The following is a 21,003-nucleotide window of genomic DNA, read 5'->3' on the forward strand; positions in this document are numbered from 1 at the left end:
TCATGGTGCAAGCCGTTTCCACAAACCGCGTCGAGGCGGGTAGCCCCTTTCCTCGGGCAATTCGCGAAGCGCTCTATGCCGGCGCCATCTCCTTCGGCCTGTTCGTCCTTCTGGTCGGGCTGAAGACCGACCAGAATATCCGCAACGAGCTGATCATCGTCCAGCGCTGGGGCTTGCTGGCCATCTTCGTCGTGCTGACGATGATCGGGCGTTTCATCCATGTCGCCTTCGTCGGCCCCGCGCTCGAAGAGCGCAAGAGGATGAAGGGCAAGGCCGTGCCCGTCATCGCCGCCGAGCCCAGCTACCTGCGCAAGAATCTCATCAATCTCTCGATCGTCGGGCTGTTCCTCTATCCCGTGGCGATCGTCCTGCTCTTCGGCTTCCAGGGCTCGCTGAAATGGGTCGACAATTTCGGCATCCAGATCCTTATCTATGTGATGCTCGCCTGGGGCCTGAACATCGTCGTCGGGCTCGCGGGCCTGCTCGATCTCGGCTACGTCGCCTTTTACGCCGTCGGCGCCTATTCCTACGCGTTGCTCGGAACGGAATTCGGCTGGTCGTTCTGGATCCTGCTGCCGGCCGCCGGCGCCATGGCCGCTTTCTGGGGCGTCATTCTAGGCTTTCCCGTGCTGCGCCTGCGCGGCGACTATCTCGCTATCGTGACGCTCGCCTTCGGCGAGATCATCCGCCTCGTGCTGATCAACTGGCGCGAGGTGACCAACGGCTCGGCCGGCATTTCCGGCATCCCGAAGGTTTCGTTCTTCGGCCTGATCTCGTTCAACGTCTCCGACGACAATTACATCGCCAAGGTCTTCGACATCGCCCAGTCGGGCGCCTACTACAAGATCTTCCTCTACTATCTCATCCTGCTGCTGGCGCTGCTCACCGCCTTCGTCACCATCAGGCTGCGCCGCATGCCGGTCGGCCGGGCGTGGGAAGCCTTGCGCGAGGACGAGATCGCCTGCCGCTCACTAGGCATCAACACGACCACCACCAAGCTTACCGCCTTCGCCACCGGCGCTATGTTCGGCGGCTTCGCCGGCTCGTTCTTCGCCGCGCGGCAGGGCTTCGTCAGCCCCGAATCCTTCATCTTCCTGGAATCGGCGATCATCCTGGCAATCGTCGTTCTCGGCGGCATGGGCTCGCTGCCCGGCATCGCCGTAGCGGCGTTGGTGATGATCGGCGGCACCGAGATCCTGCGCGAGATGCAATTCCTCAAGATGATCTTCGGTCCTGATTTCACGCCCGAACTTTACCGCATGCTGCTCTTTGGAATGGCGATGGTCATCGTCATGATATGGAAGCCGCGCGGCTTCGTCGGCAGCCGCGAACCCACTGCCTTCCTGCATAAACGCAAAGCCGTGGCCGGTTCCTTCACCAAGGAAGGGCACGGCTGATGAATTCGGGACCTTCCATGAACACTCCGATCCTCGCGGTCGAGCATCTGTCGATGAAGTTCGGCGGACTGGTCGCGATCGGCGACCTGTCCTTCGAAGCCAAGCGCGGCGACATCACCGCGCTGATCGGCCCCAACGGCGCGGGCAAGACCACGGTGTTCAACTGCATCACCGGCTTCTACAAGCCGACCGAAGGCATGATCCGGCTGGGCGGCAGGAGCGGGCAGCAATTCCTGCTCGAGCGCATGCCCGGCCATGAAATAACGGCAAAGGCCAAGGTGGCGCGCACCTTCCAGAACATCCGCCTGTTTTCGGGCATGACGCTTCTGGAGAACCTTCTGGTGGCGCAGCACAACAAGCTGATGCTGGCGTCGGGCTATACGGTGCTCGGCCTGTTGGGCTTCAGCGGCTACCGCCGGGCCTCGGCCGAATCCATCGAACTGGCCAAGTTCTGGCTGGAGAAGGCCAATCTCATCGACCGCGCCGACGATCCCGCCGGCGACCTGCCCTACGGCGCGCAGCGTCGTCTCGAGATCGCCCGCGCAATGTGCACCGGCCCGGAGCTTCTATGCCTGGACGAGCCGGCCGCCGGCCTCAACCCGAGGGAATCGAACGCGCTCAACGCGCTCCTGATGGACATCAAGCACAATACCGGCACGTCGATCCTTCTGATCGAGCACGACATGTCGGTGGTCATGCAGATTTCCGACCACGTGGTCGTGCTCGAATACGGCCGCAAGATTTCCGACGGGAATCCCGATTTCGTGAAGAGCGACCCGCGGGTCGTCGCCGCCTATCTCGGTGTCGAGGATGAAGAAGTCGAGGAGGTGCTGATCGAGGTCGGCGACGAGCAGGTCATCGAGCAGTTCGATGCCGAGCCGGACAGGGAACACGGCCCTGGCGCGTCGTCTTCGATGATGGCGGGCGCGGTATCGGACACGATCGGCCACAGCGACGATCGCGGCGAACGCATCACAGTCTCCAAACGCGCGTCCAAGGCGCAGCAGGTGGACGACCGCGAGGCGCGCGCCAAGGCAAAGGCCGCAGCCGCAAAAGCCGCTGCCAAGCCGGTCGCCGCCAGGGCGCCGAAATCCGCGGCCCCCAAGGCCAGGACTGTCGCCAACACGCTTCCCGCGCCGCGCGGCGGCGTTGCAGACAGGCTGGTGCTGATCAAAGGCATCGGCCCCGTGAACGAGAAGAAGCTCAACGAGCATGGCATCTTCCACTTCGACCAGATCGCAGCATGGAAGAAGGCCGACATAGAGGCCGTCGAAGCCTATCTGGCCTTTGACGGGCGCATCGCCCGCGAGGATTGGGTCGGCCAGGCCAGGAAGCTCGCCAGGACCGCCGCCAAGCCTGCAACCAAGCCTGCAACCGGAAAGCGCGAAGGAAGTCGATAATGGCCGCTAAGGCGCTGCTGCAGGTCGAGGGCGTGCAGACTTATTATGGAAATATCCGCGCTCTGAACGGCGTCAACGTGTCGGTCAACGAGGGCGAGATCGTCGCCTTGATCGGCGCCAACGGCGCGGGCAAGTCGACGCTGATGATGACGATCTTCGGCAGCCCGCGGGCGCGTGCCGGCAAGATCACCTTCTCTGGAACCGACATCACCGAGATGCCGACCCACGAGATCGCCCGCATGCGCATTGCGCAATCGCCGGAAGGGCGGCGCATCTTTCCGCGCATGACAGTCATGGAAAACCTCCAGATGGGCGCAAGCCTGGACAATATGAGGCATTTCGACGAGGACGCCGAAAAGGTGTTCACGCTGTTTCCGCGCCTCAAGGAGCGCATCGCCCAGCGCGGCGGCACGCTTTCCGGCGGCGAGCAGCAGATGCTGTCGATCGGCCGCGCCCTGATGGCCAGGCCCAAGCTGTTGCTGCTCGACGAGCCTTCGCTCGGGTTGGCGCCGCTGATCGTGAAGCAGATTTTCGACGCGATCCGCGAACTCAACAAGACCGACGGACTGACCGTGTTCTTGGTCGAGCAGAACGCGTTCGGCGCCTTGAAGCTCGCCAATCGCGGTTATGTCATGGTCAACGGCAATGTGACGCTCAGCGGTTCCGGCGCGGAGCTGCTCGCAAATCCCGACGTGCGGGCCGCCTATCTCGAGGGCGGGCGGCACTAGAGTAAATCGCGGGCGCGGCTACCGTTCCCGGGGGATTGAAACCAGAATGATAGACAGCGCCCAGGCCTGTCTGGAGGTTGACGAAAATGCAGGGAATTCTCTACGAGGAACCTTCGATCTGGCAGTTCTTCTTCGTCACCTGCCTGCTCGGCGGCTGGGCGGCGTGGATGACCGGCAGGGCCTGCGCCCAGACCTGGCGGCCGATGCTCGCCCTCGTCTTCTATCTCCTGCTGCTCGGCATCGCGGTGCGCTTCATCCATCATGCGCTGTTCAACGGCACGATGTTCAGCCTACACTACTACATCGTCGATACAATCGTTCTGCTGATTATCGGCATCTTCGGCTACCAGTATACGCGCACCAACCAGATGGTAACGCAGTATCACTGGCTCTACGAACGGGCCTCGCTACTGAGCTGGAGGCCGAAAGGTTAAGCTTAATCATGAACGAGACGTAACTCTCTGCCGAGGTGAATCGGCGTGACAAGCGCCGGAAAATCGGCAAAGTAGCGCTTTCTGCGATATGGGTGGGCATCGCATGAAAGCTTCATCCAGCCCGCTCAGTTAATGGGAGTCTTTCAATGAAAAAGTCACTTTTGTCCGCAGTTGCACTGACCGCCCTGGTGGCGTTCAGCGGCAGCGCCTGGGCGGACATCGTCATCGGCGTGGCTGGCCCGATCACCGGCCCTAACGCCGCTTTCGGCGCGCAGCTCCAGAAGGGCGCCGAGCAGGCGGCCGCCGACATCAATGCCGCGGGCGGCATTAACGGCGAGCAGGTCAAGATCGTCGTCGGCGACGACGTTTCCGATCCGAAGCAGGGCATTTCGGTCGCCAACAAGTTCGTCGCCGACGGCGTCAAGTTCGTTGTGGGCCACTTCAACTCCGGCGTGTCGATCCCGGCGTCGGAAGTCTATGCCGAAAACGGCATCATGCAGATCACGCCGGCTTCGACCAACCCGCAATTCACCGAGCGCGGCTTGTGGAACACCTTCCGCACCTGCGGCCGCGACGATCAGCAGGGGGGCGTAGCAGGCGCCTATCTCGCCGCCAACTTCAAGGACGCCAAGGTCGCCATCCTCCACGACAAGACGCCTTACGGCCAGGGTCTCGCTGACGAGACCAAGAAGGCCGCCAACACCGCCGGCGTTACTGAAGCCATGTACGAAGGCGTCAATGTAGGCGACAAGGACTTCTCGGCCCTGATCGCCAAGATGAAGGATGCTGGGGTCACCGTCGTTTACTGGGGTGGCCTGCACACCGAAGCCGGCCTGATCCTGCGTCAGCTGGCCGATCAAGGTCTCGACGCGACCTTCATGTCGGGCGACGGCATTGTGTCCAACGAACTCGCCTCGATCGCCGGCGACGCCGTTGAGGGCACGCTGATGACCTTCTCGCCGGATCCGCGCAATGATCCTAACAATAAGGCGCTGATCGAGACGTTCCGCGCTGCTGGCTTCGAACCGGAGGCGTACACACTCTACTCCTACGCGGCCACGCAGGTGATCGCTGCCGCAGCGGCTGCCGCTGGGTCGAATGATCCACAGGCCGTCGCAGAAGCCGCCAAGGCCAAGGGCCCGTTCAAGACCGCTCTCGGCGACATCGGCTTTGACGAGAAGGGCGATCCGAAGCTCCCCGGCTACGTCATCTACGAGTGGAAGAAGGGCGACGACGGTAAATACACTTACTTCCAGATGTAAGCTGACGATCTCCGCCTACAAAAGGATGCCCGGCGCTTGCGCCGGGCATTTTTTATTGCGCCGTCGACTGTTTGCCCGAAACAAAAGTTTGCAGTGCAGCATTTTGGCGGTAAGCAGGAAACGTGCTTTCCCCTTCGGAGTGCGTCCGTGCCCATAGCCAAGATCCTCGTCGCCAACCGTTCCGAAATCGCCATCCGGGTTTTCCGGGCCGCAAATGAGCTTGGCTTGAAAACCGTGGCCATCTGGGCGGAAGAGGACAAATATTCGCTACACCGGTTCAAGGCGGACGAATCCTATCAGGTCGGGCGCGGCCCGCATCGGGCGAAGGATATGGGGCCGATCGAAAGTTACCTTTCGATCGAGGAGGTAATCCGGGTCGCTAAGCTTTCTGGTGCGGACGCCGTCCACCCCGGCTACGGCCTGCTTTCGGAAAGCCCGGAATTCGCCGAGGCCTGCGCCGAAAACGGGCTGGTATTCATCGGCCCGAAGCCCGAGACCATGCGCCGGCTGGGCAACAAGGTGGCGGCGCGCAACCTCGCCATCGAAGTCGGCGTGCCGGTCGTGCCGGCGACCGAACCGCTGCCCGACGACATGGCGGAGGTGAAGAAGCTCGCCGGAAAGATCGGCTACCCTGTGATGCTGAAAGCTTCATGGGGCGGCGGCGGACGCGGCATGCGCGCCATCCGCTCGGAGGCCGACCTCGCGCGCGAGGTGACGGAAGGCAAGCGCGAGGCGAGAGCCGCCTTCGGCAAGGATGAAGTCTATCTCGAAAAGCTGATCGAGCGCGCCCGCCATGTCGAGGTCCAGATCCTCGGCGACACCCATGGCAACGCCGTCCATCTTTTCGAGCGCGACTGCTCCATCCAGCGCCGCAACCAGAAGGTCGTCGAGCGCGCGCCGGCCCCCTACCTCGATGCGGCCCGGCGCAAGGAACTCTGCGACCACGCGCTGAAGATCGCGCGCGAGACCGACTATATCGGCGCCGGCACGGTCGAGTTCCTGATGGATGCCGATACCGGCAAATTCTACTTCATCGAGGTCAATCCGCGCATTCAGGTCGAGCACACCGTCACCGAGCAGGTGACCGGTATCGACATCGTCAAGGCGCAGATCCACATCCTCGACGGCTTTGCCATCGGAACGCCGGAATCGGGCGTGCCGCCGCAGGACGAGATCAGGCTGAACGGCCACGCGCTGCAGTGCCGCATCACCACCGAAGACCCCGAACAGAACTTCATCCCCGACTACGGCCGCATCACCGCCTATCGCGGCGCCACCGGCTTCGGCATCCGCCTCGACGGCGGCACCGCCTATTCCGGCGCGGTCATCACCCGCTTCTACGATCCGCTGCTGGAAAAGATAACCGCCTGGGCGCCGACGCCGCAGGAGGCGATCGCCCGCATGCACCGCGCTTTGCGCGAGTTCCGCATCCGCGGCGTGGCGACCAACCTCACCTTCCTCGAAGCGATCATCACGCATCCGAGTTTTCACGACAACAGCTACACGACCCGGTTCATCGACACGACGCCTGAACTGTTCGCGCAGGTGAAGCGGCAGGACCGGGCGACGAAGCTGCTCAACTATCTGGCCGACGTGACGGTCAACGGCCACCCCGAAACGCGCGGCCGGCCGATGCCGAAGGCGGACGCCGCCGCTCCGATCGTTCCCTATCTGAACGGCGCCATTCCGGGCGGGACCAAGCAGCGCTTCGACACGCTCGGCCCGGAAAAATTCGCGGCCTGGATGCGCGAGCGGAAGGAGGTGCTGGTCACCGACACGACCATGCGCGACGGCCATCAGTCGCTGCTCGCCACCCGGGTGCGCACCTACGATATTGCCCGCATCGCCGGAACCTATGCCCGTGCGCTGCCCCGCCTGCTGTCGCTCGAATGTTGGGGCGGCGCGACCTTCGACGTCTCCATGCGCTTCCTGACGGAGGATCCGTGGGAGCGGTTGGCGCTGGTGCGCGAGGGCGCGCCCAACCTGCTGCTGCAGATGCTGCTGCGCGGCGCCAATGGCGTCGGCTACACCAATTATCCCGACAATGTCGTGCAGCACTTCGTCAAGCAGGCGGCCAGGGGCGGCATCGACCTGTTCCGTGTTTTCGATTGCCTGAACTGGGTCGAGAACATGCGGGTCTCGATGGACGCGGTGCTGAGCGAAGGGAAGCTCTGCGAGGCGGCGATCTGCTACACCGGCGACCTTCTCGACCCGAACCGGGCCAAATACGACCTGAAATACTATGTCGGGCTGACCAAGGAACTCGAAGCGGCCGGCGCCAACATCATCTCGATCAAGGACATGGCGGGCCTCCTGAAACCCGCCGCCGCGAAAGTGCTGTTCAAGACGCTGCGCGAAGCGACGGACCTGCCGCTGCATTTCCACACCCACGACACGTCCGGCCTTTCAGCCGCAACCGTGCTTGCCGCGGTCGAGGCCGGCGTCGACGCCATTGATGCGGCAATGGATTCCTTCTCCGGCAACACTTCCCAGCCCTGCCTGGGCTCCATCGTCGAGGCGCTGCGAGGCGATGAACGCGATCCGGGCCTCGACCCGGAATGGATCCGCCGCATCTCCTTCTACTGGGAAGCCGTGCGCAACCAGTATACGGCCTTCGAGAGCGACCTGAAGGGCCCTGCCTCGGAGGTCTATCTGCACGAAATGCCGGGCGGCCAATTCACCAATCTCAAGGAGCAGGCGCGTTCGCTCGGGCTGGAAACCCGCTGGCACGAAGTCGCTCAGACCTATCACGACGTCAACCGCATGTTCGGCGACATCGTCAAGGTGACGCCGTCGTCCAAGGTCGTCGGCGACATGGCGCTGATGATGGTCAGCCAGGACCTGACCGTCGCCGATGTCGAGAATCCGGCCAGGGACATCGCCTTTCCGGATTCGGTCATTTCCATGCTGCGCGGCGATCTCGGCCAGTCGCCCGGCGGCTGGCCCGCCGCCCTGCAGAAGAAGGCGCTGAAAGGGGAGAAGCCGATCACCGTGCGGCCGGGCTCGCTGCTCAAACCCGCCGACCTGAAGGCCAGCCGCAAGGAGATCGAGGACAGGGTGGAGCGCAAGGTCAGCGAATACGAATTCGCCTCCTGGCTGATGTATCCGAAAGTGTTCTCCGACTTCTGCGGTGTGCAGGAGACCTACGGCCCCGTCAGCGTTCTGCCGACGCCGGTCTATTTCTACGGCATGAAGCCGCAGGACGAGATCTTCGTCGACATAGAGAAGGGCAAGACGCTGGTCATCCGCTGCTTCGCCATCGGCGAGGTCGACGACAAGGGCATGGTGACGGTGTTCTTCGAGCTCAACGGCCAGCCGCGGCGCATCAAGGTGCCGGACCGCGCCCATGGCGCGTCGGCATCCAGAGCACGGCGCAAGGCCGAGCCGGGCAACGAGGCGCATGTCGGCGCGCCTATGCCCGGCGTCGTCTCGGCTCTCGCGGTGGCGGCGGGACAGGCGGTGAAAGCCGGCGACGTGCTCCTGTCCATCGAGGCGATGAAGATGGAAACCGCGCTCCACGCCGAGCGCGACGGCGCCATCGCCGAAGTGCTAGTCAAGGCCGGCGACCAGATCGACGCGAAGGACCTGCTGGTGGTTTTTGGGTAGAATCAAGCGGCGTGGGCCATTTCGCCTGCCGGAGCCACTGCTGCCACTACGGCAGCAGACGACAGTTGTAGAAACTCGGGGTCGTCGCGGAGATCGTCGAGCGAACGGCGGGTGGGCAGCTCGCCTTGCCAATCCTCGAAGGCGAAGCCGAGCGCGACGGAAGCTTCGTGCAGGGCCGAATCCAGCGTATCGGCGACCACAGTGACGCCCGGAACGTCGGGGAAAGACACGCCATAGCCGCTTTCGGCGTCCTTGTGGATCAAGGCGATGTAGTGGGTCATGAACGTCTCAGTCCTTCAGCCACCCGGCCTGCACATAAATGGAGCGAACCGTTCCGGCGGGAATGTCCTTGCGCGGATGGGTAACGATTACGATCCTGCCGCTCACCAAATGCCTGAACTTGTGATGCGAGCCGCGGATCGACACAAGCTCGAACCCGTCGGATTTCAACCTCTTGATAATATCGCGGCTGTCTTTGAGCATCAAACTTTCATTTTCGACAGCTCGTGACCTCGCCGGGAGGCTTCGGCGCTGCGCCTACGACCCTGCGAGATAGATCGCAGCGCCGGCTCGCGCCGAAATGGCCGTCCTGTTCACATGGATTTCCCCCACCATGCATAAAAGCTCCCACGCGTAATGCCCGTCAAGGTAGAAGTTAACGCGAGATGAGCCGATTGGTTTTGGCTGAAAGTCTGTGTGCGAAGGCTTGCCGCCTTCCCTGGCCCAAGCTTTCTCCACTCCCCGCCCTTGACTCGCTCCTAAACCGATTTAGGTTCCGCCGCGCCCTCCAACGCCGGAATTCGCCATGGACGCCACCAACATCATCGCGACCGCAATCCGGGCCCGCTGGGCGGTCGGCGCGGTCTTCTTCGTCAACGGCTTCCTCACCGGAAGCTGGGCGCCGCAGATTCCGGTGTTCCTGACCCGCCTCGGCATCAGCGAATTCACGCTCGGCCTGCTCATACTGCTGTTCGGAGCGGGCGCGATCACGGCGATGACCTGGTGCGGGCATCTCATCTCGCATTATGGCTCGCGGCCGGTGGTGCGCTGGTTTGGCGCCATCGGCGCCTTCGGCCTGCTGGTCGTTGCCGCCGCGCCCAATCTGCCGCTCGCCGCCCTTGCGATGTTCCTTTTCGGCGGCCTGATCGGCGGCATGGACGTCGCCATGAACGCCAATGCGGTCGAGGTCGAGAAGCGGCTCGGCCGCGCCATCATGTCGTCCTCGCACGGCTTCTGGAGCCTTGGCGGCTTTGCCGGCGGCGGCCTCGGCGGCATCGCCATCCAGACATACGGCCATCTCGCCCATGCCGCCGCTGTGACAGCCGTTGCGCTCGCCGTCATGGCGTGGGCGCTTCCAAGGCTCATCGCCGAGCCGAAGGCCCTGGCGCACCAGCATCACAAATTCACGCTGCCGAAAAACCCGCTGATCTATCTTGTCGGCCTGGTGGCGCTGTTCTCGATGGTGCCGGAAGGCGCAGTGCTCGACTGGGCGGCGCTCTACCTGAAGCAGGAATTGGGCGCCGACCTAGCCACCGCCGGCTTCGCCTTCGCTTTCTTCGCCGGCACCATGGCGGTTGTCCGCTTCCTCGGCGACGCGGTCCGGAATCGTTTCGGCGCCGTGACGACGCTGCGCGTATCCAGCCTGATCGCGGCAGCGGGCATGCTGGTGGCGGGGCTGTCGCCCTGGCCGTGGCTGGCCATCGCCGCCTTCGCCTTTTGCGGTCTCGGCGTCGCCAATATGGTGCCGATCGCGTTCTCGGCCGCCGGCAACCAGCCCGGCACGTCTCCGGGGGCAGGCATGAGCGTGGTGACGACGATGGGCTATTCCGGCCTGCTCGTCGCGCCCTCGGCCATCGGTTTCGTCGGCGAGCGCACCGGCTTCGGCCCGGTGTTCATCGCTTTGTCGGGCCTTCTGGTCGTCGTCTGCCTCATGGCGGGACTGGCGCGCACCGCCGATTTCGCGCCGGCGCAGCCAGCCGAATAAGTTTCAGCGAACGACAAATGAAAACAGGCGCCGCAGCGGCGCCTGCTGGCCTCCTTCCAGCCAGCAATGAACCGCCTTTAAAAGGCCTGCCGGGGCTGGCAGGCCTTTCAGCAATACGTTGATTTCAGGCAGCGGTCTTGATGTCGGCGATAACGTCGACGATGTCGTTCACTACCGTCTCGACCAGCTTCTGGTCGTCGCCCTCGGCCATGACCCGAATCAGCGGCTCGGTGCCGGAAGGCCGGATCACCAGGCGGCCGGACTTGCCGAGCCGGTTGCGGGCGTCCTCGATCGCGGCCTTGACGGGGGCCGTCTCCAGGGGCTTGCCGCCGGCGAAGCGCACATTCTTCAAGAGCTGCGGCACCGGCTCGAACTTCTTGCAGATCTCGCTGACCGGCTTGTTCTGGCGCTTTATGCAGGCCAGCACCTGCAGCGCCGAGACCAGCCCGTCGCCGGTGGTGGAGAAATCAGACAGCACGATATGGCCGGACTGCTCGCCGCCGACATTCAGCCCATGCGCGCGCATGTGCTCGACCACGTAACGGTCGCCGACCTGGGTGCGGTGCAGTTGCAGGCCGGCGTCGCCGAGGAAGCGTTCGAGGCCGAGATTGGACATGACGGTTGCGACGACGCCGCCGCCGGCCAGACGGCCGCTCTGATGCCAGGATTCGGCGATCAGCGCCATGATCTGGTCGCCGTCGACGACAGCGCCGTTCTCGTCGACGATGACCATACGGTCGGCGTCGCCGTCGAGCGCTATGCCGATGTCGGCGCGCACTTCATGAACTTTCTTGGAAAGGCCGACCGGGTGCGTCGAGCCGCATTCTTCGTTGATGTTGAAGCCGTTCGGCTCGTTGTTGATGGTGATGACCTCGGCGCCGAGTTCCCAAAGCGCTGCCGGCGCGACCTTGTAGGCGGCGCCATTGGCGCAATCGACCACGATGCGCAGGCCCGCGAGCGACATGGAACGCGGCAGAGTGCGCTTGGCGAATTCGATATAGCGGTCGTGCACGCCGTCGACGCGCTTGGCGCGCCCGAGCCCGTCCGCGTCGGCCAGCGAAATGTCGACATCCTGGTCGAGCAGCGCCTCGATGCGCATTTCGATCTCGTCCGACAGCTTGTAGCCGTCAGGGCCGAACAGCTTGATGCCGTTATCGTAATAGGGATTGTGCGAGGCCGAGATCATCACGCCGATATCGGCGCGCAGCGACCGCGACAGCATGGCGACGGCCGGCGTCGGAATCGGCCCCAGCAGGAACACATCCATGCCGGCGGCACAGAAGCCGGCTACCAGCGCGTTCTCGATCATATAGCCTGACAGCCGCGTGTCCTTGCCGAGCACGACGCGATGGCGATGGTTGCCGCGCTGGAATGACAGGCCGGCAGCCATGCCGACCTTCATCGCAACCTCGGCTGTCATCGGAAATTTGTTGGCCCGTCCCCGGATCCCATCCGTTCCGAAATATCGTCTCGTCATTCTACGCAACTTCCCCGCGCGTGATTCACGCAGTCATCCATTTGACACAATAACGCGTCGTTCCGACATCACTTTCTGTGAGTATCTGTTACGAATGCTTAGAAATGGTTTCGCTTTCCCGGTGTCTAGCCTGGCAGACAAGCCCGATGCTCACCGCGCCATCTTGTGGTATTCCGTGTTGGGCCGCATGTCGATGGCCGCTGCGAGGCGGTTCGACATATTGAAGAATGCGGCAGTGGAGGCGATATCCCAGATGTCGCGGTCGGAAAAGCCGGCCGCGCGCAAGTCGGCGCGGTCGCTCTCCTCGATTTTTGCCGGGTGTTCCGTTAGTTTGGCGGAAAAATCCAGCATCGCCTTTTGGCGCAGCGAAAGTTCTGCCGCGCGATAATTCATCACCATCATCTCGCCCAGCGCCGGGTCGCCGGACAGTTGGCGCACCGCCGCGCCATGAGCGGTCAGGCAGTAATAGCAATGGTTGATTGAAGAGACGACGACCGCGATCATCTCGCGCTCGAGCTTGGACAGGCCGGAATCGCCTAGCATCAAATCATTGTAGGTGTCGGTGAAGGCGCGCAGCTTCTTCTCGTCGAAGGCATAGGAAAGGAGCACGTTGGGAACCAGTCCGAGCTTCTCCTCGCATTTTGCGAAATAGGCTTTTGTCGCTTCGCTCAATTCGGCGGCGGGCAGGTCCAGTGCATGGATGCGCTCGTTCATGGCCGTCATCTCCCTTTCATGCGAAGTTTGCATTTTGCATCTATGCCCGTGTCGCCAAATGCGGTTCATCTGCTACGATAGCCGCAAAAGCATGGGCCGGGGGAGGTTTAAGCATCATGGCATCCAGCGCCAAGGCCAAAGCGGCTGCAACGAAAATCCCCACACCGAATGCGATCGACGGGCCGGCGCGGCTGGCGGAATTCCTGCATGCGCGCACGCCTGCGGAAGATGTCGCCGCCTATGAACCCGCGGTGCTGGCCAAGGCCGCCGAGCTTGCCTATCGCGCGGTTGCGAAGCACCACAAGGGCGAGAGCGTCATCGCAATCGACAGCGCCGCCGGCATGGTGCGCGACGGGCGGCTGGTGACGGTCATCACCGTCGTCAACGACAACATGCCCTTCCTGTTTGATTCGGTGCTGGGCGAGATCACCGAGACCGCCGGCGAACCGGTGCTGGTAACCCATCCGGTGATCGTGGTCAGGCACGGCAAGCACGGCGTCGAGGAGATCGTCGGCGACGGCGGCCTGGCCAAGGATCATGGCGCCGATCGGCTGAGCGTCATCCATGTGCATATCGGCCGGCTCTCCGCGGAAGAGGCAGCAGGGCTGCACGACAGGCTGGCGGGCGTGCTCGGGCAGGTCCGCCACGCGGTCGGCGACTGGAAGCCGATGTTGGCGCGGCTCGATCAGGCGATCCTGGAATTCCGCTACTCTCCGGTCCCACTCGACAAGGATGCAGTGACGGAGGCGATCGCGTTCCTGGAATGGCTGCGCGACGACAATTTCACTTTCCTCGGCATGCGCGAGTTTGCCTACAAGGGCGGCGAGAAGAGCGGCACGCTGGAGCGCGCCGCCAGCCCCGGCCTCGGCATACTGCACGATCCCAACGTGATGGTGCTGCGGCGCGAGATCGAAGGCGCCACGACGACGCCGGAAATCCGTGCCTTCCTGCACGGACCCGATCCGCTGATCGTGACCAAGGCCAACGCCAAGTCGGTCGTCCACCGCCGCATCTATCTCGACTACATCGGGGTCAAGACCTACGACAAGAAGGGCGCGCTCTCGGGCGAGCTGCGCATCGTCGGCCTGTTCACCTCGACCGCCTATACACGCTCGGTGATGAAGATCCCCTATCTGCGGTCCAAGGCGCAGAAGGTTATCGCCAAATCCGGCTTCGACCCGGGCGACCACTCGGGCAAGGCGCTGATCAACGTGCTCGAATCCTATCCGCGCGACGAACTGTTCCAGATAACGGTGCCGACGCTGCGCAAGCATGCCGAGGCGATCCTGGGACTGGTGGAGCGGCCGCGCGTGCGCGCTCTGGTGCGGGTCGACCAGTTCGACCGCTTCGTATCGATCCTGGTGTTCGTGCCGCGCGACCGCTACGACAGCCGGGCGCGCGTTCGCATAGGCGATTATCTGAAGAACGCGTTTGAGGGGCGGCTCTCAGCCTACTACCCGGCCTTCCCGGAAGGTGGCCTGGCGCGAGTGCATTTCATCATCGGCCGCTCCGGAGGCAAGACCCCGAAGGTCGATCCCAGGACGATCGAGGCGGCGATCCGCGACATCGTGCGAACTTGGGAGGACGCGCTACGCGAGGCGACGGCCGCATCGAGCGCGGAGCCGGGGCTGGCTGGCATTGCCGCGAAATTCCCGGAAAGCTATCGCGGCAGCTTCTCGGCGGCCGAGGCGCTGGTCGACGCCGGCCGCATCGCCGCGCTCGACGCCACCAACCCGATCGCCATCGACTATTACCGCCATGCCGACCAGCGGCCGGAGCAGGCAGCTCTGAAGATCTACCATTTCGGCGCCCCGGTGGCGCTGTCGCGGCGCGTGCCGGTGCTGGAGAATATCGGCTTCCGGGTGATCAGCGAGCGCACCTTCGAGGTCGGTGATCGCGAAACCGGGCTGGTGTTCGTGCACGACATGGAACTGGAGAATGTCTTCGGACAGCCGATCGACCTCTCCGGCGGCGGCAAGCTGTTCGAGGATGTGTTCCTGTCGGTATGGCGCGGCGATGCCGACAATGATGGCTATAACGCCCTCGCCCAGACCGCCGGCCTGTGGTCGAACGAAATCATCATCCTGCGCGCCTATGGCCGCTATCTGCATCAGGCGGGGATTCCGCAGAGCCAGGGTTTCATCGCTGCCGTGCTCAACCGATATCCCGAGATTACCCGCGGGCTCTACCAGATGTTCGTCGCGCTGTTCGATCCGGCAGCGCAAAAAGACGGCGCAGTGACGGCGAAACACCTCAAGGCTAAGATCAAAGACGCGCTGGAGGATGTGCCGAACATCGATGACGATACGATCATCAGGCGCTATTTGAACCTGGTCGAATCCTCGCTGCGCACCAACCATTTCGTATCCGGAACGAAGGAGAGAGGTCAGTCGCTGGCGATCAAGCTCGATTCCCGCGCGGTGGACGGGCTGCCGGAGCCGCGGCCATGGCGCGAGATCTTCGTCTACGGGTCAGAAGTCGACGGCGTGCATCTACGCTTCGGTCCTGTGGCGCGCGGCGGCCTGCGCTGGTCGGACCGGGCGCAGGACTACCGCACCGAGGTGCTCGGCCTAGTCAAAGCGCAGCAGGTCAAGAATGCGGTGATCGTGCCGGTCGGCGCCAAGGGCGGTTTCTTCCCGAAGTGCTTGCCCGTCGGCGGAACCCGCGAGGCGGTGTTCGAGGCCGGCAAGAAGGCCTACATCAACTTCGTCTCCAGCCTGCTTTCGATCACCGACAATCTCGACGGCGACAAGGTGGTCCCGCCGGCCGGCGTGGTCCGTCGCGATGAGGACGATCCGTATTTCGTCGTGGCCGCCGACAAGGGCACCGCGACCTTCTCCGACACCGCCAACGGGATCAGCCAGGCGCACGGTTTCTGGCTCGACGACGCCTTTGCCTCGGGCGGCTCGGCGGGCTACGACCACAAGAAGATGGGCATCACCGCCAAGGGCGCCTGGGAGGCCGTGAAGCGGCATTTCCGGGAGATGAACCGGGACATCCAGACGCAGCCTTTCACCACGGTGGGCATCGGCGACATGTCGGGCGACGTGTTCGGCAACGGCATGCTGCTTTCCGATCAGACGCGGCTGATCGCGGCATTCGACCACCGCGACATTTTCATCGACCCGGATCCCGATACGGCCATATCGATGACGGAGCGCAGGCGCATGTTCGACCTGCCGCGCTCGAGCTGGCAGGATTACGACAAGTCGAAGCTCTCGGCCGGCGGCATCATCGTTTCGCGGGCGCAAAAGTCGGTGACGCTCTCGCCTCAGGCCGCAGCGGCGATCGGCCTTTCCAGGCACGTCGTCTCGCCTGTCGAGATCATGAACGCCATCCTGAAGGCGGATGTCGACCTGCTCTGGTTCGGCGGCATCGGCACCTATGTGAAGGCGACAGGCGAAAGCAACCAGGAGGTCGGCGACCGCGCCAACGACGCCATTCGCGTGACGGCCGCGGAAGTGCGCGCCAAGGTGATCGGCGAAGGTGCCAATCTCGGCGTGACGCAGCGCGGGCGAATCGAATTCGGCCTCGCCGGCGGGGCCTGCAATTCGGATGCGATCGACAATTCGGGCGGCGTCAACTCGTCGGACGTCGAAGTCAACATCAAGATCGCGCTGGCCGCGGCCATGCGCAAGGGAACGCTGGCGAGGCCGACGCGCAACAAGCTGCTCGCCGAGATGACGGAGGAAGTCGGCCGGCTGGTGCTGGCCAACAACTACCAGCAGACGCTGGCGCTTTCGCTGCAGCGCAGGCGCGGGCTGGCCGACTTCGCGCACCAGGCCCGCTTCATGATCGCGTTGGAAGCGCGCGGGCTGCTCGACCGGTCAGTCGAGACGCTGCCTTCGCCCGCGGCCCTTGCCGAGCGCGAGGCGCGCGGCGAGCCGCTGACCCGGGCCGAACTCGGCGTGCTGCTCGCCTATGCCAAGATCGTGCTGTTTTCCGACATAGTGGCGAGTTCAGTGCCGGACGACCCGCATTTCGAACGCGACCTGATGGCGTATTTCCCCGACCGGATGGAGAAGAAATATTCGGGCGAGATCCGCAGCCACAGGCTGCGCCGCGAGATCATCGCGCGTGTCGTCGCCAACGATCTGATCAACCGCGGCGGACCGTCATTCGTCAGCCGGCTGCAGGACATGACTGGACGCGCGGCCGACGATGTGGTGCGAGCCTTCGCGGTGGTACGCGACGGGTTTTCGCTGTCGGCGCTCTACGCCGAAATCGACGCGCTGGACAACAAGATCGACGGGCAGGTGCAGCTCGACCTCTACCAGTCGGTTGGCTGGCTGATCTACAACTCAAGCGCCTGGCTGCTGAAGAACGACACGGGAACCGCACCGCTCGGCCAGCGCATCGGTGAATTGCAGGACGCGCGCAAGGCGCTGGAGCCCAAATTCGATGCGCTGATGCCGACCTTCACGGCGGCAAAACTCGCGGAGCGCCGCCAAGGCTTCATCTCGGCCGGTGCGCCGGAAAAGCTCGCCGACCGGCTGGCGCGGACCGATGTGGCGGCGCTGATCCCCGACATCGCGCTGGTTTCCAGGACGGCCAAGGCCGACATAGTGGCCGCCGCGCGGGCGTTCTTCGCAGTCAGCGAAGCGTTCCGCATACCCCGCGTCGAAGAGGCGGCGCGCTCGATATTGCCGCCGGATTATTATGACGGGTTGGCGCTGACGCGCGCGACCGACATGATCGGCGCAGCACGGCGCGGCATCGCGGTGGCGGCGCTGACGGCGTTCGGCAAGGCCGACGACCCAGTGGCGAGCTGGCTCGAGGCCGGCGGCGAGCGGATCGCGCGCACTCGCGAAAGGCTGCAGGCGCTGACCGAGGGCGGCGAGATCACGGTGTCGCGCCTGTCGGTGGCGTCTGGGCTCATGAGCGACCTCACCGGGATGTAACCGGGCGGTCCGGAGGGAAAAAGCTGAAATGGTCGAGGTAAAGCGGGACGCCGCGACGCGGCGTGGCATATGGGGTTGGATGCTGTTCGACTGGGCGCAGCAGCCTTTCCATACGCTGATCATAACCTTCGTGTTCGCGCCCTATTTCGCTTCGGCGGTCGCCTCCAACGCGGCGCGCGGCCAGGAACTCTGGGGCTATGCCGCCGGCATCGGCGGGATGCTGATCGCGTTCTCGTCGCCGGTGCTCGGCGCCATCGCCGACGCGTCCGGGCCGCGCAAGCCATGGGTGTTCGGCTTCTCCGTCATCGGCGTCATTGGCTGCTGGCTGCTGTGGTACGCGGTGCCGGGCATGGAGAGCGTCGCCTTCATCATGGTCGCCATCGTGCTGGCCCTTGTCGGGATGGAATTCGCGGCGGTGTTCAACAACGGCATGATGGCCGATCTGGTGCCGCGCGCCGAACTCGGCCGTCTGTCGGGGTCGGCCTGGGCGCTTGGCTATCTCGGCGGGCTGGTTTCGCTGGTGATCGTGCTCGGCTTCCTTGCCGGACAGCCCTCCACCGGCAAGACGCTGATCGGGCTGGAGCCACTGTTCGGGCTGGACGCCGCAACCCGCGAGGGCGACCGCGCGTCGGGCCCGCTGACCGCAATCTGGTATGTCATCTTCGTCATGCCGATGTTCTTGTGGACGCCGGACGTCAAGCGCAAGCCGGCGGCAGACGGCGCGGTCGCGCGCGGGCTTGCGGAACTCGGCAAGACGCTGCGCCGCCTGCCTTCGGAGCGCAGCTATTTCAGCTTCCTGATGTCGTCGATGTTCTACCGCGACGCTCTCAACGCGCTCTATTCGTTTGGCGGCATCTATGCGGCGGGCGTGCTCGGCTGGTCTATCGTGCAGATCGGCATATTCGGCATCCTCGCCAACCTGACCGGCGCGATCGGCGCTTGGCTCGGCGGCCGCGCCGACCAGGCGTTCGGACCGAAAGTGGTCGTCAGCGGTTCGATCGTGATCCTGACGATCTGCTGCATCCTGGTGATCTCGACTACACGCACAGACGTGCTGTTCATGACAATCGCCGCCGAGGGCAGCCAGACCAACGTGCCCGACATCATGTTTTATGTCGCCGGCGGCTTCATCGGGGCTGCCGGCGGCTCGATCCAGGCCGCGTCGCGAACCTTGCTGGTCGACCAGGTCGACAGGGACAAGGTCACCGAGGCGTTCGGCCTCTATGCCTTGTCCGGCCGCGCGACGAGCTTCATCGGCCCGTTGGCGATAGCATTCGCGACCGCCTTCTTCGCATCGGAAGCGCTCGGCCTCTCGAACCAGGACGCGCAGCGCCTCGGCGTCACGCCGATCATCGCGCTTTTCATGGTCGGACTGGTCCTGCTGCCATGGGTGAAGAGCAGGCAGTATGAGGTGGCGCGGGCACAGCGTTGAGCACCTTCCCACATGGGAGGGTAGGCGCAACTTCAATGCCTGAAATGCCGGACCCCGGTGAACACCATGGCGATGCCGTGCTCGTCGGCGGCGGCGATAACCTCGTCGTCGCGCATCGAGCCGCCCGGCTGGATGACTGCGGTGGCGCCCGCCTCGATTGCCGACAAGAGCCCATCGGAGAAGGGGAAGAACGCGTCGGAAGCGACGACGGAGCCTTTGGTCAGCGGCTCGGTGAGATCCGCCGCTTCGGCGGCGTCGAGCGCCTTGCGCGCCGCGATGCGTGAAGAATCCACCCGGCTCATCTGACCGGCGCCGATGCCGACTGTAGCGCCGTCTTTGGCGTAGACGATGGCGTTCGACTTGACGTGCTTGGCGACACGGAAGGCGAATTGCAGATCGGCGATTTCCTGCGGCGTCGGCGTGCGTTTGGTGACGACTTTCAGGTCGCGCGCTGCGACCACCGCATTGTCCCTGCCCTGGACGAGCATGCCACCGGCGACGGACTTGACTGAAAGGCCGGGCGAATGCGGATCGGGCAGGTCGCCGGCCACCAGCAGCCGCAAATTCTTCTTCGCCGCGACGATCGCCTGCGCGTCATGGCTGGCGTCCGGCGCGATGATCACCTCGGTGAAGGTCTTGACGATCTCCTCGGCGGCCTCGGCGTCGAGCGTCCGGTTCATGGCGACGATGCCGCCGAAAGCCGAGACGGGATCGCAGGCCAGCGCCTTCATATAAGCTTCCTTCAGCGACTTTCCTTCCGCAACGCCGCAGGGATTGGCGTGCTTGATGATGGCGACAGCGGCCGAGCGCGAGGGGTCGAACTCGCCCACCAGTTCGAAGGCGGCGTCGGTGTCGTTGATGTTGTTGTAGGAGAGCTGCTTGCCCTGGAGCTGGCGCGCAGTGGCGACACCCGGCCGGCGGTCGCCGGTCAAATAGAAGCCGGCCTGCTGGTGCGGGTTCTCGCCATAACGCATGACGCTTTCGAGCCTGCCGCCGAAGGCGCGCCAGGCCGGGTTTTCGATCTCCAGCGTCTCTGCGAACCAGGCGGAGATCGCCGCGTCGTAGGCTGCCGTGCGGGCAAAGGCCTTGGCCGCGAGCTTCTGGCGGAATTCCAGTGACAGGCTGCCGATGTTCATTTCCAGCGCGTTGAGCAGCGGCGCGTAGTCCTCCGGATCGGTGACAATGGCGACATAGGCGTGGTTCTTGGCCGAGGCGCGCACCATTGCCGGGCCGCCAATGTCGATGTTCTCGACAATCGAGGCATAGTCCGCGCCGGAACGGCGGACATCCTCGAACGGGTAGAGGTTGACGACGACAAGATCGATAGGCTCGATGCCGTGTTCGCGCATTGCGTCCTGATGCTCGGGGTCGTCGCGAATGCCGAGCAGCGCGCCGTGCACGGCCGGATGCAGCGTTTTCACGCGCCCGTCCATGATTTCCGGGAAGCCGGTGAGATCGGAAACGTCGCGCACCGCAATGCCGGCGGCGGCGATCGCCTTGGCGGTGCCGCCAGTGGAGACCAGCTCGACGCCGGAATGCGCCAGGGCGGCGGCGAAATCGACCAGCCCGGTCTTGTCCGAAACCGAGAGCAGCGCGCGCCGGACCGGCACGAGATCGGGAGCGGGAATTTTCTTCGAGGCGACGGCCATGGCGGAAGTCCTTTCGGAT

The 21,003-nt window shown here is 64.1% G+C and carries 14 protein-coding genes; 9 read left to right on the top strand and 5 right to left on the bottom strand.

Translation table 11 applies throughout. The features are described from left to right. The first annotated feature begins 2 nt into the window (after window positions 1-2). From livM to pyc, 6 genes are all read left to right on the top strand, one after another. A complete protein-coding gene (livM, locus tag G6N73_RS00390; protein WP_165021615.1) occupies window positions 3-1,397 on the top strand; it encodes a high-affinity branched-chain amino acid ABC transporter permease LivM in 1,395 nt (464 codons plus the stop codon). Continuing rightward, the gene (locus G6N73_RS00395) at window positions 1,397-2,797 is read left to right on the top strand and encodes an ATP-binding cassette domain-containing protein (protein WP_246251555.1); all 1,401 of its coding nucleotides are present in this window, start codon (window positions 1,397-1,399) and stop codon (window positions 2,795-2,797) included. Before livM ends, G6N73_RS00395 begins: the two co-directional genes overlap by 1 nt. After that, on the top strand, window positions 2,797-3,525 hold the full coding sequence (locus G6N73_RS00400) for an ABC transporter ATP-binding protein (protein ID WP_165021621.1): 729 nt from the start codon (window positions 2,797-2,799) through the stop codon (window positions 3,523-3,525). Before G6N73_RS00395 ends, G6N73_RS00400 begins: the two co-directional genes overlap by 1 nt. Before the next feature lie 86 nt (window positions 3,526-3,611). Then, complete coding sequence (locus tag G6N73_RS00405) at window positions 3,612-3,959, top strand: DUF6867 family protein (RefSeq protein WP_165021630.1); 348 nt, start codon at window positions 3,612-3,614, stop codon at window positions 3,957-3,959. 146 nt (window positions 3,960-4,105) lie between these two features. Continuing rightward, window positions 4,106-5,221 (top strand): branched-chain amino acid ABC transporter substrate-binding protein, encoded by a 1,116-nt coding sequence (locus tag G6N73_RS00410; RefSeq protein ID WP_165021632.1) that lies wholly within the window; start codon window positions 4,106-4,108, stop codon window positions 5,219-5,221. Between the two features lie 147 nt (window positions 5,222-5,368). Further along, window positions 5,369-8,827, top strand: a complete 3,459-nt coding sequence (gene pyc, locus G6N73_RS00415; protein ID WP_165021634.1) for a pyruvate carboxylase — start codon at window positions 5,369-5,371, stop codon at window positions 8,825-8,827. 2 nt (window positions 8,828-8,829) lie between these two features. Here pyc and G6N73_RS00420 read toward each other — a convergent pair whose 3' ends face one another. Together G6N73_RS00420 and G6N73_RS00425 are read right to left on the bottom strand one after the other, a co-directional pair. Continuing rightward, window positions 8,830-9,108, bottom strand: a complete 279-nt coding sequence (locus G6N73_RS00420; RefSeq protein WP_165021636.1) for a type II toxin-antitoxin system HicB family antitoxin — start codon at window positions 9,106-9,108, stop codon at window positions 8,830-8,832. 7 nt (window positions 9,109-9,115) lie between these two features. Next, the gene (locus tag G6N73_RS00425) at window positions 9,116-9,310 is read right to left on the bottom strand and encodes a type II toxin-antitoxin system HicA family toxin (protein WP_165021637.1); all 195 of its coding nucleotides are present in this window, start codon (window positions 9,308-9,310) and stop codon (window positions 9,116-9,118) included. A gap of 322 nt (window positions 9,311-9,632) precedes the next feature. Here G6N73_RS00425 and G6N73_RS00430 point away from each other — a divergent pair, with 322 nt between their 5' ends. Then, window positions 9,633-10,811 (top strand): MFS transporter, encoded by a 1,179-nt coding sequence (locus tag G6N73_RS00430; RefSeq protein ID WP_165021639.1) that lies wholly within the window; start codon window positions 9,633-9,635, stop codon window positions 10,809-10,811. A gap of 124 nt (window positions 10,812-10,935) precedes the next feature. Here the strand turns inward: G6N73_RS00430 and glmM are convergent, their stop codons facing one another. Next, on the bottom strand, window positions 10,936-12,288 hold the full coding sequence (gene glmM, locus G6N73_RS00435; RefSeq protein WP_165021641.1) for a phosphoglucosamine mutase: 1,353 nt from the start codon (window positions 12,286-12,288) through the stop codon (window positions 10,936-10,938). A 150-nt stretch (window positions 12,289-12,438) separates the two neighbouring features. Continuing rightward, entirely contained in the window at window positions 12,439-13,002 is a 564-nt protein-coding gene (locus G6N73_RS00440; RefSeq protein ID WP_165021643.1) for a peroxidase-related enzyme, read from the bottom strand. A 116-nt stretch (window positions 13,003-13,118) separates the two neighbouring features. Here G6N73_RS00440 and G6N73_RS00445 point away from each other — a divergent pair, with 116 nt between their 5' ends. Continuing rightward, window positions 13,119-17,903: an NAD-glutamate dehydrogenase gene (locus G6N73_RS00445; protein ID WP_165021645.1), complete on the top strand. Its 4,785-nt coding sequence runs from the start codon at window positions 13,119-13,121 to the stop codon at window positions 17,901-17,903. A gap of 28 nt (window positions 17,904-17,931) precedes the next feature. Beyond that, window positions 17,932-19,335 carry an MFS transporter gene (locus tag G6N73_RS00450; protein ID WP_165021647.1) on the top strand — a complete coding sequence of 468 codons (1,404 nt, stop codon included), beginning with the start codon at window positions 17,932-17,934 and terminating at the stop codon, window positions 19,333-19,335. Between the two features lie 32 nt (window positions 19,336-19,367). Here G6N73_RS00450 and purH read toward each other — a convergent pair whose 3' ends face one another. Next, complete coding sequence (purH, locus tag G6N73_RS00455; protein WP_165021649.1) at window positions 19,368-20,984, bottom strand: bifunctional phosphoribosylaminoimidazolecarboxamide formyltransferase/IMP cyclohydrolase; 1,617 nt, start codon at window positions 20,982-20,984, stop codon at window positions 19,368-19,370. Window positions 20,985-21,003: the final 19 nt, after the last annotated feature.

Origin of the sequence: Allomesorhizobium camelthorni (genome assembly GCF_011045125.1) — a bacterium.
In the GTDB taxonomy this organism is placed as follows: Bacteria; Pseudomonadota; Alphaproteobacteria; order Rhizobiales; family Rhizobiaceae; genus Allomesorhizobium; species Allomesorhizobium camelthorni.

Excerpts from the sequence above, each read along its gene's own strand:
- livM (WP_165021615.1), top strand. The coding sequence starts at position 3 with ATGGTGCAAGCCGTTTCCACAAACCGCGTCGAGGCGGGTAGCCCCTTT.
- G6N73_RS00395 (WP_246251555.1), top strand. The coding sequence starts at position 1,397 with ATGAATTCGGGACCTTCCATGAACACTCCGATCCTCGCGGTCGAGCAT.
- G6N73_RS00400 (WP_165021621.1), top strand. The coding sequence starts at position 2,797 with ATGGCCGCTAAGGCGCTGCTGCAGGTCGAGGGCGTGCAGACTTATTAT.
- G6N73_RS00405 (WP_165021630.1), top strand. The coding sequence starts at position 3,612 with ATGCAGGGAATTCTCTACGAGGAACCTTCGATCTGGCAGTTCTTCTTC.
- G6N73_RS00410 (WP_165021632.1), top strand. The coding sequence starts at position 4,106 with ATGAAAAAGTCACTTTTGTCCGCAGTTGCACTGACCGCCCTGGTGGCG.
- G6N73_RS00420 (WP_165021636.1), bottom strand. The coding sequence starts at position 9,108 with ATGACCCACTACATCGCCTTGATCCACAAGGACGCCGAAAGCGGCTAT.
- G6N73_RS00425 (WP_165021637.1), bottom strand. The coding sequence starts at position 9,310 with ATGCTCAAAGACAGCCGCGATATTATCAAGAGGTTGAAATCCGACGGG.
- G6N73_RS00430 (WP_165021639.1), top strand. The coding sequence starts at position 9,633 with ATGGACGCCACCAACATCATCGCGACCGCAATCCGGGCCCGCTGGGCG.
- glmM (WP_165021641.1), bottom strand. The coding sequence starts at position 12,288 with ATGACGAGACGATATTTCGGAACGGATGGGATCCGGGGACGGGCCAAC.
- G6N73_RS00440 (WP_165021643.1), bottom strand. The coding sequence starts at position 13,002 with ATGAACGAGCGCATCCATGCACTGGACCTGCCCGCCGCCGAATTGAGC.
- G6N73_RS00445 (WP_165021645.1), top strand. The coding sequence starts at position 13,119 with ATGGCATCCAGCGCCAAGGCCAAAGCGGCTGCAACGAAAATCCCCACA.
- G6N73_RS00450 (WP_165021647.1), top strand. The coding sequence starts at position 17,932 with ATGGTCGAGGTAAAGCGGGACGCCGCGACGCGGCGTGGCATATGGGGT.
- purH (WP_165021649.1), bottom strand. The coding sequence starts at position 20,984 with ATGGCCGTCGCCTCGAAGAAAATTCCCGCTCCCGATCTCGTGCCGGTC.